Annotated in this window: 12 protein-coding genes; 9 read left to right on the top strand and 3 right to left on the bottom strand. The window is 75.0% G+C overall.

Features of this window, described 5'->3' with window-relative positions; translation table 11 throughout:
* A complete protein-coding gene (locus ACPXCB_RS14185; RefSeq protein WP_425875542.1) occupies nucleotides 1–1,452 on the bottom strand; it encodes an LVIVD repeat-containing protein in 1,452 nt (483 codons plus the stop codon).
* A gap of 137 nt (nucleotides 1,453–1,589) precedes the next feature.
* On the opposite strand from ACPXCB_RS14185, the gene ACPXCB_RS14190 reads away from it, so the two are divergent.
* The 5 genes from ACPXCB_RS14190 to ACPXCB_RS14210 all read left to right on the top strand — a co-directional run bounded on the left by ACPXCB_RS14190 (nucleotide 1,590) and on the right by ACPXCB_RS14210 (nucleotide 7,673).
* The gene (locus ACPXCB_RS14190) at nucleotides 1,590–2,276 is read left to right on the top strand and encodes a DUF305 domain-containing protein (protein WP_425875544.1); all 687 of its coding nucleotides are present in this window, start codon (nucleotides 1,590–1,592) and stop codon (nucleotides 2,274–2,276) included.
* A 66-nt stretch (nucleotides 2,277–2,342) separates the two neighbouring features.
* Nucleotides 2,343–3,587 (top strand): sensor histidine kinase, encoded by a 1,245-nt coding sequence (locus ACPXCB_RS14195; RefSeq protein ID WP_425875546.1) that lies wholly within the window; start codon nucleotides 2,343–2,345, stop codon nucleotides 3,585–3,587.
* Complete coding sequence (locus ACPXCB_RS14200; RefSeq protein WP_425875547.1) at nucleotides 3,584–4,249, top strand: response regulator; 666 nt, start codon at nucleotides 3,584–3,586, stop codon at nucleotides 4,247–4,249. Before ACPXCB_RS14195 ends, ACPXCB_RS14200 begins: the two co-directional genes overlap by 4 nt.
* A 149-nt stretch (nucleotides 4,250–4,398) precedes the next feature.
* Nucleotides 4,399–5,193: an ABC transporter ATP-binding protein gene (locus ACPXCB_RS14205; RefSeq protein ID WP_425875549.1), complete on the top strand. Its 795-nt coding sequence runs from the start codon at nucleotides 4,399–4,401 to the stop codon at nucleotides 5,191–5,193.
* Complete coding sequence (locus ACPXCB_RS14210) at nucleotides 5,190–7,673, top strand: ABC transporter permease (RefSeq protein WP_425875551.1); 2,484 nt, start codon at nucleotides 5,190–5,192, stop codon at nucleotides 7,671–7,673. Before ACPXCB_RS14205 ends, ACPXCB_RS14210 begins: the two co-directional genes overlap by 4 nt.
* A 59-nt stretch (nucleotides 7,674–7,732) precedes the next feature.
* On the opposite strand, the gene ACPXCB_RS14215 is transcribed toward ACPXCB_RS14210, so the two are convergent.
* Both ACPXCB_RS14215 and ACPXCB_RS14220 read right to left on the bottom strand, forming a co-directional pair.
* Nucleotides 7,733–8,995 carry a nucleotide sugar dehydrogenase gene (locus ACPXCB_RS14215; protein ID WP_425875553.1) on the bottom strand — a complete coding sequence of 421 codons (1,263 nt, stop codon included), beginning with the start codon at nucleotides 8,993–8,995 and terminating at the stop codon, nucleotides 7,733–7,735.
* Nucleotides 8,996–9,116: 121 nt separating this feature from the next.
* Complete coding sequence (locus tag ACPXCB_RS14220) at nucleotides 9,117–10,475, bottom strand: protein kinase domain-containing protein (RefSeq protein WP_425875555.1); 1,359 nt, start codon at nucleotides 10,473–10,475, stop codon at nucleotides 9,117–9,119.
* 550 nt (nucleotides 10,476–11,025) lie between these two features.
* On the opposite strand from ACPXCB_RS14220, the gene ACPXCB_RS14225 reads away from it, so the two are divergent.
* From ACPXCB_RS14225 to egtB, 4 genes are all read left to right on the top strand, one after another.
* Nucleotides 11,026–11,655: an RNA polymerase sigma factor gene (locus ACPXCB_RS14225; protein WP_425875557.1), complete on the top strand. Its 630-nt coding sequence runs from the start codon at nucleotides 11,026–11,028 to the stop codon at nucleotides 11,653–11,655.
* Nucleotides 11,656–11,671: 16 nt separating this feature from the next.
* A complete protein-coding gene (locus ACPXCB_RS14230; protein ID WP_425875559.1) occupies nucleotides 11,672–12,427 on the top strand; it encodes a hypothetical protein in 756 nt (251 codons plus the stop codon).
* 205 nt (nucleotides 12,428–12,632) lie between these two features.
* The gene (gene egtA, locus ACPXCB_RS14235) at nucleotides 12,633–13,865 is read left to right on the top strand and encodes an ergothioneine biosynthesis glutamate--cysteine ligase EgtA (RefSeq protein ID WP_425875561.1); all 1,233 of its coding nucleotides are present in this window, start codon (nucleotides 12,633–12,635) and stop codon (nucleotides 13,863–13,865) included.
* Nucleotides 13,862–15,199 carry an ergothioneine biosynthesis protein EgtB gene (egtB, locus tag ACPXCB_RS14240; protein ID WP_425875563.1) on the top strand — a complete coding sequence of 446 codons (1,338 nt, stop codon included), beginning with the start codon at nucleotides 13,862–13,864 and terminating at the stop codon, nucleotides 15,197–15,199. The genes egtA and egtB overlap by 4 nt, the downstream gene beginning before the upstream one ends.
* The last annotated feature ends 90 nt before the right edge of the window (nucleotides 15,200–15,289 follow it).

Genomic DNA, 15,289 nt, shown 5'->3' on the forward strand with positions numbered 1-15,289 from the left:
CTACCAGCTCAGGTAGCTCGGCTGGGTCTGCACGTTCAGCTCGCGGTAGCGGACGAGGTTCGCCGTCCAGGTCCGCCAGTCGGTCAGCTTGAGGACGTCGAAGCCCTTGGCCATGTCGTTGGAGTAGATGTAGCCGTTGTAGTAGTACGCGGACCAGGTGCCACCGCCGACGAGCCGATCGACCGAGATCGGACCCCGCTCCCAGAACGCGATCTCCTGCGGGTTGGCCGAGTCGGTGAAGTCCCAGACGGAGATGCCGCCCTGGTACCACGACTGGACCATGATGTCGCGCCCGAGCACCGGGATCAGCGAGCCGTTGTGCGCCACGCAGTTCTCGGTGTCGGCGTTCATCCGGGGGATCTTGTAGTAGCTGCGGAAGACCATCGTCCGGGCATCGCCGCGACCGGTGATGTCGTAGATGGCGTCGGCGCCCCGCTCCGGTCCGATGACCTCGTTGCAGGTGGCCGCGCCGCCGCCGCCCAGCTCGTCGGTGAAGACCACCTTCGTGCCGGCGTTGTTGAACGTGGCCGAGTGCCAGAACGCGAAGTTGACGGTGTCCCGGACCCGGTTGATCAGCCGGGGGGCCTCCCGGTTCGAGATGTCCATCAGGATGCCGTCACCCATGCACGCGCCCGCGGCGAGGTCCTTCTCCGGGTAGACGGTGATGTCGTGACAGCCGGTGGTCGCCGAACCGCCGGGCCGCCCCTCGTAGCCGCCGTCCGGGAAGAGGTTCGGGGCGGCCACCACCGCCGCGTCCGTGGGCGACTTCACCGGCACCTTCACGATGGAGACGGAGTCGTGCGGGGGCTGGCAGTCGGGGAACTCCGCCCGCGGGCTGTACGAGGAGACGTACAGGTAGACGGCCTTGCGGTCCTTGCCCGGCACGAGGGTGTGGGTGTGCGACCCGCAGGCCGTCTCCACCGCCTTGACGTAGCGGGGGTTGGCCTTGTCGCTGATGTCGAAGACCTTGATGCCCTCCCAGGACGCCTTCTCCGTCGCCGGCGCGCTGGTGCTGTTGCAGGAGTCGTCGCTACGCGAGGAGTCGGTGGAGAGGAACAGCAGGTCACCGTGGACGGAGATGTCGTTCTGCGATCCGGGGCAGTACACCTGCGACACCACCGTCGGCGCGGTCGGCCGCGAGATGTCGTAGACGACGAAGCCGTTGTAGTTGCCGGCGAAGGCGTAGCGACCCTGGAAGGCGAGGTCGCTGTTGGTGGCGTCCAGCGGAGCCTGCTTCGGCAGGTTGGCGACCTGCCGGAGGTTGGGGCTGCTGACGATCTCGTCGACGCCCGGGATGGTGTTGGTGGTGTCCGCCGTGCCCGAGGGGGCGGACTGCGCCGTCACACCGGCACTTCCCGGCGTGGCGGTGGCGACGTTGGCGAGGAGTAGACCGGCCGCGGCCAGGCTCACGGTGGTGAGCCGCCTGGCCCGCAAGGTGCGGAAACTGGTCATCGGCGACGTCCTTCGCAAGGGGATGACGATGGTGGACACCTTACAGTCCAGTGAGTTCCATCGATGTGACGTGAATCACATCGAAGCACGTTCGTCGATGGATAGCATCGCCATGACCTCTACCGGGGGAGTGGCCCATGACCAACCGCCGCGCGCGGACCCTCGCCGTCGTCACCGCCGCGTGTCTGCTGACGGTGGCGGTCGTTCTCCTGTCCCGTTCCGCCAGCGGCCCGACCGCCGTGCCGGCGGGACAGGCCGCCGCCCCGACGTCCGCCCCGGCCGGTCCGAGCCGACCCGCGGTGATCGTTCCCGGTCGGCCCGGCGAGACCGCCGCGGTCCGGCCCGCCGAGGAGCTGGGCGACGCCGCCACGGCCCGGCACAACTCGATGGACGTCTGGTTCGTCCGGATGATGATCCCGCACCACGCCCAGGCGCTGGAGATGGCGGAGTTGGCCGGTGACCGCGCCGGCGACCCGGCCCTGCGTGCCCTCGCCGAGCGGATCCGGGCCAGCCAGGGCCCCGAGATCGGCCTGATGCGGGGCTGGTTGCAGGCGCGCGGGCTCTCCACCGAGGTGGCCGCGCACGACCACGACGGCATGCGGGGCATGCAGACGCCCGAGGCCATCAGGCAGCTCGCGGCGGCGCGGGGCGCCGAGTTCGACCGGCTCTTCGTGCGGATGATGACGGAGCACCACCAGGGCGCGGTCCGGATGGCCACGGACCTGCTCAAGGTCGGCGCCGACCTCACCCTGTCGGAGTTCGCCAACTCCGTCGCCACCGAGCAGACCGTCGAGATCGACCGGATGCGCGAGCTGCTGACCTGACCCGGTCGGGCGGCCCGACCCGGGCTCGGGGCGGAGCGACCCCCTGACCTGCGGCACGTACGCTGGGTGACCGTGAACCGCGCGATCCTCGGCCGCCCCCTGCGCGGCGTCGCCTTCGACGCCTTCGTCTCCGCCACGGTGGCGCTCCTCGGCCTCGCCGGCATGGCGAACCAGCCCGGCGGTGGCAGGGCCACCCTGGTCGGGACCGCGATGGCGGTGGCGCTGCTGTTCCGCCGGGCCCACCCGTCGGCGGTCGCCGCCGTGGTGGCCGCGCTCGCGATGGTGCAGGTCGTCGCCGGCTGGGGGCCGCTGCCCTTCGACGTCGCGGTGCTGATCGCCCTCTACAGCGTCATCAAGTACGCCGACCGGCTCCGCGACGGGGTCCTCGCCGGGATCGGCGCCGCCGTCGGGGTGGTGCTCGCCGGCCTCCAGACCTCGGGAGCCATCGCCTGGTGGGCGGCGGCGATCTACTACGGGCTGGTCACCGGGGCGGTCTGGCTGGTCGGGCTGAACGTGCGCACCCGCCGGCTCTACGTGTTCAGCCTGGAGGAGCGGGCCGCCACCCTGGAGCGGGAACGCGAGGCGGAGGCGCGCGCCGCGGTCGCGGAGGAACGCACCCGCATCGCCCGGGAACTGCACGACGTGGTGGCGCACAGCATGGCGGTGATGATCGTGCAGGCCGACGGGGCGCGGTTCATGCTCGACCGGGACCCGGAGACCGCCCGCCAGGCGGTGAAGGTGGTCGCCGACACCGGCCGGCAGGCGCTGGAGGAGATGCGCCGGCTGGTCGGCGTACTGCGGGAGCCCGACGCGCCGGACGCGCAGGCCGGGCCCGGCGCGGCGGGTGCGCCCGGCGACGCCGGGGCGACCGCCGACCCGGCGCACCGCCGGTTGGCGCTGGCGGAGCTGCCCGCCCTGCTCGACCGGTTCCGCGCCGCCGGCCTCCGGGCCCGGCACGCGGTCACCGGGGAGCCGGCGCCGATGCCGTCCGGGCTGGAACTGACCGTCTACCGGGTGGTGCAGGAGGGGCTGACCAATGCCCTGAAGCACGCCGGGGTCGGCGCCGACGTCGAGGTCACCGTGGCGCACGCCGGCGACGCCGTGGTGGTCCGGGTGGTCGACGACGGGCGCGGCCGGCCGCCGGTCAGTCCCGCGCCGTCCGGCGGGCACGGCCTGGTGGGCATGCGTGAGCGGGTCGGCGTGTACGACGGCAGCCTCACCGCGGGCCCGCGACTCGCCGGGGGCTGGCAGGTCGAGGCGCGGCTGCCGCTACCGTCGACGTCCCCGACGACGGAGGTGACGGCGGCATGACGGTCCGCGTGGTGATCGTGGACGACCAGGCGCTGGTCCGCGCCGGCTTCCGGATGGTGCTGGGCTCCCAGTCGGACCTGGAGGTCGTCGGCGAGGCGATCGACGGGGCCGACGCCCTGCGGCTGCTGGCCCGCGTCGAGGCCGACGTCGTGGTGATGGACGTCCGGATGCCGACCATGGACGGGGTGGAGGCGACCCGCCGGATCTGCCGGGACCGCCCCGCCGGCCCGCCCCGGGTGCTGGTGCTCACCACCTTCGACACCGAGGCCGACGCCTTCGCCGCGCTCCAGGCGGGCGCCAGCGGCTTTCTGCTCAAGAACGTCCCGCCCGAGGAGCTGCTGGCCGCCATCCGGGTGGTCGCCCTGGGCGACTCGGTGGTCGCCCCACCCATCACCCGGCGGCTGCTCGACCGGTTCGCCGGCCGGCTCGGCCCCGGGCCCGCCGAGGATCCCCGGATCGGCCAGCTCACCGAACGCGAGCGGGAGGTCCTCCTGCTGGTGGCGCAGGGGCTCTCCAACGCGGAGATCGCCGCCCGGGTGCACGTCGCGGAGGCCACCGTGAAGACGCACGTCGGGCGGATCCTCGCCAAGCTCCAGCTCCGCGACCGGGTGCAGGCCGTGGTGCTGGCGTACGAGACGGGGCTGGTCACCCCCGGCGGCTGAGCCGGTCTACGACCCAGGTCGTACGGGCCCACCCCGTCAGGGGCTCCCGAGGTCGCAGCGGGATCACCACGCGCGGGTGGACGCGGCCGGACCGGCGGCGCCCATAGCGTCGGAGACGTCCCAGCCACGATCTCCACGGGGAGCTCCACGTGTCCGTCGCACCTCCCGCGCACGCCACCGCCGGCGTGGCGGTCATCGCCCGCGGCCTGTCCAAGCGGTACGGCGCCGGCCAGGCCGCCGTCGTCGCCCTCGACGGGGTCGACGTCGACTTCGCCGCCGGCCGGTTCACCGCCATCATGGGCCCCTCCGGCTCCGGCAAGTCCACCCTCATGCACTGCCTCGCTGGCCTGGACCGGCCCACCTCCGGCAGCGTGCGCATCGGCGACGCCGACCTCGCCGGCCTCGACGACAAGCGGCTCACCCTGCTGCGCCGCGACCGGGTCGGCTTCGTGTTCCAGAAGTTCAACCTGCTGTCGGCGCTGACCGCCGAGGAGAACATCGTGCTGCCCCTGGCGATCGCCGGCCGGCGGCCGGAGCGGGCCTGGCTGCGCCAGGTCGTCGCCGCGGTGGGGCTCGCCGACCGGCTGTGCCACCGTCCCGCCGAGCTCTCCGGCGGCCAGCAGCAGCGGGTGGCGGTCGCCCGCGCCCTGATCACCAAGCCGTGGGTGATCTTCGCCGACGAGCCGACCGGCAACCTGGACTCCCGCTCCGGCGCCGAGGTGCTGCGCCTGCTCCGCGAGGCCGTCGACACCCTCGGCCAGACGGTGATCATGGTGACCCACGACCCGTCGGCCGCCGGGCACGCCGACCGGGTGGTCTTCCTCGCCGACGGCCGGCCGGTACGCGACTTCACCGCGCCGACCGCCGAGCGCGTGCTCGACGCGCTCGCCGGCCTCGACGCGGCGCGCGTACCGGCCGCCGGCCGCGAGGCGGTGACCCGGTGATCAGGACGACCCTGCGCCAGCTCCGCGCCGAGGCACTGCGCCTGATGCTCTCCTCGCTGGCCATCGTGCTCGGCGTCGCGTTCATCGCCGGCACACTGATCTTCGTCGACGGGATGCGCACCGGCGCGTACGAGCGGGCCGGGGCGTTCGACCGGCACACCGACCTCGCCGTCCACTCCACCACCGGCGACCCGTTGCCCGCCACGCTGGTCGAGAAGGTGCGCTCGGTCGACGGGGTCGCCGCCGCCGAGGGGGAACTGCTCGGCTCCGGCGGCATCGTCGGCGCCGACGGCCGCCCCGTGCTCGGCTACGCCGTCCTCGCCGCCATCCCCGTCGACGAGGCGCTGCGCTCGTACGACGTGGTGGCCGGCCGGCTGCCCGACCGCCCCGGCGAGGTGGTGCTGGACGCGCCCACCGCAGCGGAGGAGGGCTTCACCCTGGGCGCGCCCGTACGCGTCGGCGGCGGCGGGGGAGCGGCCCGCGGGTACACGCTGGTCGGCACGGTCGACGTGGCCGGCACCGCCCGCGACGTCGGCGGTCCGTTCATCGGCCTGGTCGGCGCGGACGCCCTCGCGGTGACCGGCCAACGCGGCTACGACCGGATCATGGTGGCCGCCCGGCCGGGCACGGCCGACGGGGTGCTCGTCGAGCGGACCGCCGAGGCCGTCGGCGCCGGCGCGACCGTCAAGACCCGGCAGCGGATCCTCGACGACGCCGTGACCGATGCGGTCCGCGACCTCCAACAGTTCAACATGGCGCTGCTGACCTTCGCCGGGGTCGCCGTCGTGGTCGCCGGCTTCGTCATCGCCAACACCTTCGCGATCGTGCTGGCGCAGCGGACCCGACGGACCGCGCTGCTGCGGCTGGTCGGCGCGACCCGGGGCCAGCTGTTCCGCGCCGCGCTGCTGGAGGCCGCGCTGGTCGGGCTGGTCGCCTCCGCGATCGGCGTGCTGATCGGCGTGGCCCTGGCCGGCGGCATGAACCAGGTGATGGCGCGGCTCGACGCGCCGACGCCCGGCGGGCTCACCGTCACCGGATCGACCGTGCTGGTCAGTCTGCTCCTCGGCACGGCGATCACGATGGGCGCCGCCCTGCTGCCCGCGTGGCGGGGCACCCGGATCGCCCCGGTCGCCGCGCTCACCGACGCGGCGGTCCAACCCGCCCGGGGTGCCGGCCGGCTCCGGCTGACCGCCGGGGCGCTGGTCTTCGCCGCCGGGATCGCCGCGCTGGTCGGCGCCGCGTACGCCGTCCAGGTGGTGCTCGTGGCCGCCGGTGGCGTGCTCACCTTCTTCGGCATCGTGCTCTTCGGCCCGGTGCTCGTGCCGGCGCTGGTCCGGGTGCTGGGGTGGCCGGCCCGCCGGCTGTTCGGCGCCACCGCCGGCCTGGCCGTGGCGAACGCCGTACGCAATCCGCGCCGGATCGCCGCGACCGCCACGGCCCTGGTGATCGGGATCGGTCTGGTGTCGGCCTTCGTGGTCGGCGCCCGCAGCACCAAGGACGGCATCGAGCGCAGCGTGGACGCCGAGATCGGGGTCGACTGGCTGGTCACCGGGATCGGCGGGGACCTGCCGGCGCCGCTCGTGGCCGAGCTGCGCGCCCGGCCTGAACTGGCGGTGGTGCACGAGCGGCGCGGCGCCGTCGCCGCCGGCGTGCAGATCCAGGCCGCGCACCCCGCCCTGGTGGCCCGGACGCTGACGGGCGTCGTGGCGGGGGACGTCGACCGGCTGGGCCCCGGGTGGGTGCTGGTGCACCGGGAGCTGGCCGAGGCCCGGGGCTGGACGACCGGCTCCACCGTCACCGTGCGCGGCCGGTCGTTGCGGGTGGCCGCGATCGTCACCGCCGACGGACCGGCACTCGCCGGCAGCCCCGTCCCCGACGGCCACGTGATCGACGTGGTGGACGCCGACTTCGCCGCCCTCTTCCCCGACGAGCGGGGCTACCTGGCCGAGATCGATCCCGCCGACGGGGTCTCCGCCGATCGGGCCCGGGCCGCCGTCGAGGCGGTGGTCGCCCGGTATCCGACGGCCAACCTGATGGACCAGGGCGCGTACAAGAAGATGCTCACCGCCACGGTCGACATGCTGCTCGCCCTCGTCACCGCGCTGCTGGGCCTGGCCGTGGTGATCGCGCTGGTGGGGGTAGCCAACACGCTGAGCCTGTCGGTGGTGGAACGGACCCGGGAGAACGCCGTGCTGCGGGCGGTCGGCCTGACCCGGGGGCGGATGCGCGCCATGCTGGCCGTCGAGGCGGTGCTGATGGCGCTGGTCGGCGCGCTGCTCGGGGTCGGCCTGGGCACCGGCGTCAGCGCCGCCGCGATGGCCCTGCTGGCCCGGATCAGCGGCGACTTCACGGTGGTGCTGCCGGTGGGGCAGCTGGGTCTGATCATCGGGGTCGCGGTCGTGGCCGCTCTGGTCGCCTCGGTGCTGCCGGCGCGCCGGGCGCTGTCCCGGCCGGTGGTCGAGGCGCTCGGCGACCAGTGACAGCCGCCGGCCGGTCCCGTCGCCCGTCCGGGTGCCGGGACCGGCCAGCGGTGCCGGGTCTACAGGCGTTCCACCACCGGGCCGGCACACCGGTTGCGGGTGTCGAAGACGTACCGGGCGTGCCGGGTCACCAGGTCGTAGTCGAAGTCGTCGTGGTCGGTGACCACCACCACCGCATCCGCCGCGCGAATCTCGCGCTCGGTCAGCTCCACCACGAGCACGCCGCCCGGGATCTGGTGCAACTCCGCGTACGGCTCCACCGCCCGGACGTCCGCGCCGAGGGCCTGCAGGCGCCGGGCGACGTCGACGGCGGGAGAGTCCCGCATGTCACCGGTGTTCTTCTTGTACGCCAGCCCGAGCAGCAGCAGCCGGGCCCCGCTGACGGCGCGACCGGCCCGGTTCAGCCCGTTCATGACCCGTCGTGCCACGTGCTCGGGCATCTCGTGGTTGACGTCGTTGGCCAGCTCGATGAACCGGAACTGCCGCCCGAGGCGCCGCTTGACCTGCCAGGACAGGTAGCACGGGTCGATCGGCAGGCAGTGCCCGCCGACCCCCGGGCCGGGCCGGAACGGCATGAAGCCGAACGGCTTGCTCTCCGCCGCCTCGATCGCTTGCCAGACGTCGATGTCGAGGTGGTGGGAGAGCATCGTCAGCTCGTTGATCAGGGCGATGTTCACCTGGCGGAACGTGTTCTCGATCAGCTTGGTCAGCTCCGCCACCCGGGTGGAGTCCACCGGCACGGTCCGTTCCACGAGCCGGCGGTAGAACCCGTCCACCCGGGCGAGGGCGACCGCGTCCATCCCGGAGACCACCTTCGGGGTGTTCTCCAGGCGCCACGTCGGGTTGCCCGGGTCGATCCGCTCGGGGCTGTAGCCCAGGTGGAAGTCGCCCGGGCTGAGCAGCCCGCTGGCCGCCTCCAGCAGCGGGCGCAGCAGCTCCTCCGTGGTGCCGGGATAGGTGGTGGACTCCAGGATCACCGTGCAGCCCGGCCGCACGTACGGGCCGATGCCGATGCCGGCCTGCTCCACGAAGCTGAGGTCGGGCGTGCCGTCGCGCAGCGGCGTGGGCACCGTGATCACGCAGATGTCGAAGCCCTCCGCGTCGGTGTACGCCGTGCTCGGCCGGTACCGGCCGCTGCCCAGCGCGCGGCCCAGCCGGTCGGCGGGGATGTCCTCGACGAACGACTCGCCCGACGCGAGCCGCTTGACCCGGTCGGAGTCGACGTCCAGGCCGACCACGTCCAGGCCGGCCTCGACGGCTCGCATGGCCAGCGGCAGGCCGACGTACCCCTGACCGATGACGACCAACTTCTCAACGCTCACCCGGGCTCCTGAGGCAGAGGGCGGAAAGTGCTGCTGGGGAGCCTAGAGGGATTTCTGTGCCCGTACGTCCGGTTTGGGGGTTATCGGTGCCGGTGGGACGGGCGTGGCGGAAGGGCGGCGCTCAGACCGCCGGCGGATTGGCCGGCTCGACCGGGGTGGTCTGGGTCGGGGTCGGCTCCGTCGGCGGCGTGGTCTGCGTCGGGGCGGTGCTGGTGCTGGGCGTCGCCGGCGGATTGTCGGTCTTGGTGGGATCCGGCGACTCCGGAGCCGCCGACCCGCTCGGCTGGGGCGAGACCGGTGGCGCGGTGGCCGACGGCGAGGGACTGGCGGTGGAGCCGGTGGGCCGGAACGGCCGGCCGGGGTCGACGGGGGCGTCCTCCTGCTTCACCGGCGCCTCGGCGCCGCCGCTCGGCTCCGCGGCCGGGGTGGTCGCCTGCGGGACCTTGACCGCCGGCGCGTCGGCCTCGTGCGACGCGCCGAGCGCCGCGCCGAGGCCGGCCAGCGCCACCAGCACCGCCGTGGCCGCGCCGACCAGGGTGCCGCGTCGCCTCCGGCGGGCGGCGGTCGCGGCGACCGGCACGTCGGTGCGGGTGCCCGGGTCGACGCCGCCCGCCGCCGCGGCGGCGGGCACCATGGCGGTCGGCGCGGAGGGGTCGGACACGGCGGCGCGGGCGGCCTCGGCCATCGCCGCCGCGCTGCTGAACCGGTCGGCCGGATCCTTGGCCAGGGCGCGGGAGACCAGCGCGCGGACCGCCTCCGGAACGTCGTGCGGCAACTCCGGCGGCTCGTCGTCGAGGTGGCGCACGGCGACCTGCAGCGGGTTGTCGCCGGTGAACGGCGGGCTGCCGCTCAGGCAGCAGTAGGTCACGGCACCGAGGGCGTAGATGTCGGTCGCGCCGGACACCGGCCGGCCGGCGGCCTGCTCCGGCGCCATGTAGAGCGCGGTGCCCGGCACGGCGTTCGTGCTGGTGATGCTGGTGATGTTGGTCGACCGGGCGACGCCGAAGTCGACCAGCACGACACTGCCGTCCTCCTGCACCAGCAGGTTGCTCGGCTTGACGTCGCGGTGCACGATCCCGCCGAGGTGCGCGGCGTGCAGCGCCTGCCCGACCTGCGCGACGATCGCCATCGTCTCGGCCACGTCGAGACGCCCGACGGCCTCGATGCGCTTGGACAGTGGCTGACCGGTCACGAACTCCATGACCAGGTAGTCGGCCCGCCCGCCGTCGGGCAGGTCGTCCTCGCCGCTGTCGAAGACCTGGACGATGCCCGGGTGGCGCAGGGCGGCCATGATCCGGGCCTCGGCACGGAAGCGGGCGATGAAGTCGGGGTCGGAGACCAGCGCCGGCAGCAGGACCTTGACCGCGACCTGTCGGCCGAGGACGAGGTCCTTGCCCTGCCAGACGTCGCCCATGCCGCCCGTGGCGACACGCTCGTCCAGGCGGTAGCGACCGCTGAGTACGACCTCCGATGACAACACAGCATTACCGTACCCAGGCCGGCGGGGATCGGCGCGCCGCGTGCCGCCGGGCCGACCCGCGCCGCCCGGCGCGGCAGGGGCGGCGGGACCGGACCCGCCTCGGATGGGCTGTGAGCGCCCGTGGACCGTGTGTGACGACATTCCCCCTATGTCCGTCGTGGGCTGGTCGAATGCGCGGCCGCCCGAGCCCGGCGACGGCGTGCAGCGTCCCGGGCCGCCGCGCCGTTACGGCGACGGGCCGGCCGAACGGCTAGATAATTCTCACTCTTCTGCCCACCGGGGCGGGCTTGCCCGATCGACCCGGCGCTCCTAGCGTTAGCCCGACTCGGGCCCGCCCCATGGCGTCGCCGCGGCACCTGCGCCACCGGCCGTGCCGCCACGGCAGGAGTCCAGACGTAACCATCCGGGCGACGCGGTCCCGGGCGTGATCAGGTCAGCGGGGGGCTGAGGGTGCGGGATCAGGTCCGTTTGCCGGACCGTGTTTGCCTCGCACACGCCCACGTGGGGGTGTGCCGCCCGCGCGTGTCCACGGGACGGAAGCGGCGACCAGATGGCCGGTGAGCTGAACGAGGCCGTCGTGGCGGCGCAGGCCGGCGACGAGGACGCCTTCCGCTTCCTCTACCGCAGCCTCCAGCCCGGCCTGCTCCGATACCTGACCGCCCTGGTCGGCGCGGACGCCGAGGACGTCGCCTCGGAGACCTGGCTGCAGGTCTCCCGCGACCTGCCCAGCTTCACCGGTGGCGAGTTCCGGGCCTGGACCGTCACCATCGCCCGCAACCGGGCCATGGACCACCTGCGCCGGCAGCGCCGTCGTCCCTCGCTGCCCGTGCCGGTGCAGGCGCTCGCCGAGCTGGCCGGCGACGCCGACACGGCCGAACGGGTCGGCGAGACGATCGGCACCGAGGCGGCGCTCGCGCTGATCGCCACCCTGCCGCCCCGCGAGGCCGAGGCCGTCCTGCTCCGCGCGGTCGTCGGGCTGGACGCCGAGACCGCCGGGCGGGTACTCGGCCGCCGGGCCGGTGCCGTGCGCACCGCCGCCCACCGGGGGCTGCGCCGGCTCGCCGTCCTGATGGAACGCTACGACCCGAGCCGGTCGCCGGCCGCCCCCGAGGCCGCCGCGGCGCCCCGACCGCGCACCGGCCGGCGGCAGGCGTCGCACGCCGAACCGGCGGACGGTTGACGTGAGGGGATCCAGGATGTTCTCTCGCCGGACCGAGCGGCCCGCCGACCCCGGCGCGTCCGACCGGCTCCTCGACGCCGCCCGCGCGGATGCCTCCCGTGCGCCGGACGCCGAGCCGCTCGCCCGGCTGCTCTCCGCCGCCGCCGCCCCCGCCCGCCCCGGCGAGTTGGCCGGGGAGGAGGACGCCCTGGCGGCCTTCCGGGCGGCCCGTGCGGCCGGCCCCGCCGCCGGAGCCGCCCCGTCGCCACGCCGGCGCCGGTTCACCGCCGGCGCCATGGCCTGGGGCGCGGGGATCGCGGTCACCGCGACCGCGGGCGCCGCCTTCGCCGCCGTCACGCTGGACCGGGCCGACGACCCGGCCCCGCCGCCCCGTCCCACCACCCCGGCGCCGGCCACCACGGGCCCGCATCGGGACGGTTCGACCGGAGACACCGGTGGCCGCCCCACCGGGACCCCGCCCCGCCCCTCCGCCGCCCCGACCTCGGGCGCACCCGCTCCCGGCAGCACCGCCGGCGACGCGCCGGGATCGCCCCCGCAGCGCGCCGAACAACTGCGCGGGCTCTGCCGGGCGTACCTGGCCAAGAAGCCGGCGCAGCGGGAGAAGGCCCTGGACACCCCCTCGTTCGCGCGCCTGGTGACCGCGGCGGGCGGCCGGGAGCAGGTCGAAGGCTTCTGCGGGGAACTGCTGCCCGACGTGGCGGCGGAGGAGTCGTCGGACAAGCCCCCGAAGAAGGGGCCGAGCCCGACCCCGTCTCCTACTCCGGCCGACTGACGCCCCTCGCGGTCGATCCCGGCCGCTGATTCTCCCGGTCCCTCGCGACGGGCGGGGACCGCCCGTTTCCGCTGCATGTTCCGGCCGGCCGCACGCAATTCGTCTGCTAGACAGGAGTGGGTGGGACCACCGACGCCCGCGCCGATGACGGTGGGTGGCGTTACGGTGACACCGAACGGAAGTCGGCCGGGAAGGGGGCCATGCCGTGGTGACATCGCCGGAGCTCGACCGGACCACCGTCCTGCGGGAGTCCGCCGCCGCCGAGGGCCACCTCGCGCGCATCTGCTTCAAGACCGGCCCACCGACCCGCACCGGCGTCGAACTCGAATGGACCGTGCACGACGCCGCCGACCCCGCCCGCCCGGTCGACGGCGAGCGGCTCCGGGCGGCCCTGGGGCGACACAGCCCCCGCACCCTAGACCGCGCGAGCCCCGCCGAGCCGCTCCCGCACGGTGGCACCGTGACCGTGGAGCCCGGTGGGCAGTTGGAGATCTCCACCGCGCCACGCTCCTCGCTCGCCACCCTCATCCACGCCACCGACGGCGACATCGCCGTGCTGAACGGCCTGCTCGACGCCGCCGGGCTGGTCCTCGGGCGCAGCGGCATAGACCCGCACCGGCCGCCCCGCCCGGTGGTCGAGGGCCCCCGCTACCGCGCCATGCGCCACGTCTTCGACCGGCGCGGCCCGGCCGGCCGGACGATGATGTACAGCACCGCCGGTCTCCAGGTCTGCCTGGACGCCGGGGAGCCGGAACACCTGCCGGAGCGCTGGGCGGCGGTGCACGCGCTCGGGCCGCCCCTGCTGGCCGCGTTCGCCACGGCCGACCGGCACGCCGGGCGCAGCACCGGCTGGGCGTCCGCCCGGATGGCCGCCTGGTACGGCATCGACCCGGCCCGCACCCGTCCGGTGTGGACGCCGGAGACCGACGCCGACCCGGTCACGGCCTGGACCAGGTACGTCCTCGCCGCGCCACTGCTCTGCGTACGCGGCGACGGCCCGGACTGGACGCCGCCGCCGGGGGTCACGTTCGCCGACTGGGTCGACGGGGCGCTGCCCCGACCGCCCACCACCGACGACCTCGACTACCACGTGAGCACCCTCTTCCCGCCGGTGCGGCCCCGGGGCTACCTGGAGCTGCGCTACCTCGACACGCAGCCCGGCCGGGGTTGGGTGCTCCCGCTCGCGGTGCTGGCCGTCCTGCTCGCCGACCCGGGCACGGTCCGCGCGACCCGCGCCGTCGCCGGGCCGGTGGCGCACCGGTGGCACGCCGCCGCCCGCCACGGCCTGCGCGATTCGGCGCTGGCCGCCGCGGCGGCGGACCTGTTCGACCTGGCCCTCGCGGCCCTGCCCCGGCTCGACCTGCCGGCGGCCCTGCACGACGACATCGACCGAGGCGTACGGCGGCGACGGGACGCCGCGGGGAGGAGTCACCGGTGACCGGAACGACCACGCGCCCGGCGGGCCCGGAGCAGTTGCGCAGCCGGATCGCGGCGGAACTCGAACGCACCCGCGCCCGCACCGCCCTGCTGACCGAGGCGGTCGACGAGGCCGACCTGACGCGGCAGCACTCGCCGCTGATGTCCCCGCTGGTCTGGGACCTCGCCCACGTGGGCAACCAGGAGGAACTCTGGCTGGTCCGGGACGTGGGCGGGCGCGAACCCGTCCGGCGGGACATCGACGACCTGTACGACGCGTTCAAGCAGCCCCGCCGGGACCGCCCGACGCTGCCGCTGCTGCCCCCGCAGGAGGCCCGCGCCTACCTGCTCACCGTCCGGGACAAGGTGCTCGACCTGCTGGACTGGGTCGCGTTCACCGAGCGGCCGCTGGTCGCCGACGGCTTCGCCTTCGGCATGATCGTGCAGCACGAGCAGCAGCACGACGAGACGATGCTCGCCACCCACCAGCTGCGCGCCGGCCCGGCGGTGCTGCACGCCCCGCCGCCGCCGGAACCGACGGTCAGGGTCGACGCCGAGGTGCTGGTGCCGGCCGGCGAGTTCACCATGGGCACCGACACCGACCCGTGGGCGCTGGACAACGAGCGACCCGCCCACCGGGTCCACCTGCCGGCGTACGCCATCGACGCCGCGCCGGTGACCAACGGGCGCTACCGCGAGTTCATCGCCGACGGCGGCTACGACGACCCGCGCTGGTGGAGCCCGGCCGGCTGGCGGCACCGCCGGGAGGCGGAGCTGGTCGCGCCGATGCACTGGCGACGCGACGGTGACGGCTGGGCCCACCGGCGGTTCGGGCGGTGGGCGCCGGTCCGCGACGACGAGCCCGTGGTGCACGTCTGCTACCACGAGGCGCGGGCGTACGCGGCCTGGGCCGGCAGGCGGCTGCCGACCGAGGCGGAGTGGGAGAAAGCGGCCCGCTGGGACCCGGCCTCCGGCCGCTCCCGCCGCTACCCCTGGGGCGACGACGACCCCACGGCCGAGCACGCCAACCTGGGCCAGCGGCACCTGTGGCCCGCCCCGGTGGGCGCCTACCCGGCCGGCGCCTCGCCGCTGGGCGTGCACCAGCTCATCGGCGACGTGTGGGAGTGGACCTCCACGCCGTTCCGGGGGCACCCCGGCTTCACCGCGTTCCCCTACCGCGAATACTCGGAGGTCTTCTTCGGCGACGACCACCGGGTGCTGCGCGGCGGGTCGTTCGGCACCGACCGGGCCGCCTGCCGGGGCACCTTCCGCAACTGGGACTTCCCGATCCGGCGGCAGATCTTCAGCGGGTTCCGCTGCGCGCGGGACGCCCGGCCGGAGGAGTCGCAGCCGTGAGGACGGGGCCGCCGGACGGCCGGGCCGCGCGCCGACCGGGCACCCTGCTCCGGGGCCGGGGCCGGGGCCGGGGCCGGGGCCGGAGCTTGG

It is taken from the genome of Micromonospora sp. DT62, assembly GCF_049847285.1.
GTDB classification, from domain to species: Bacteria; Actinomycetota; Actinomycetes; order Mycobacteriales; family Micromonosporaceae; genus Micromonospora; species Micromonospora reichwaldensis.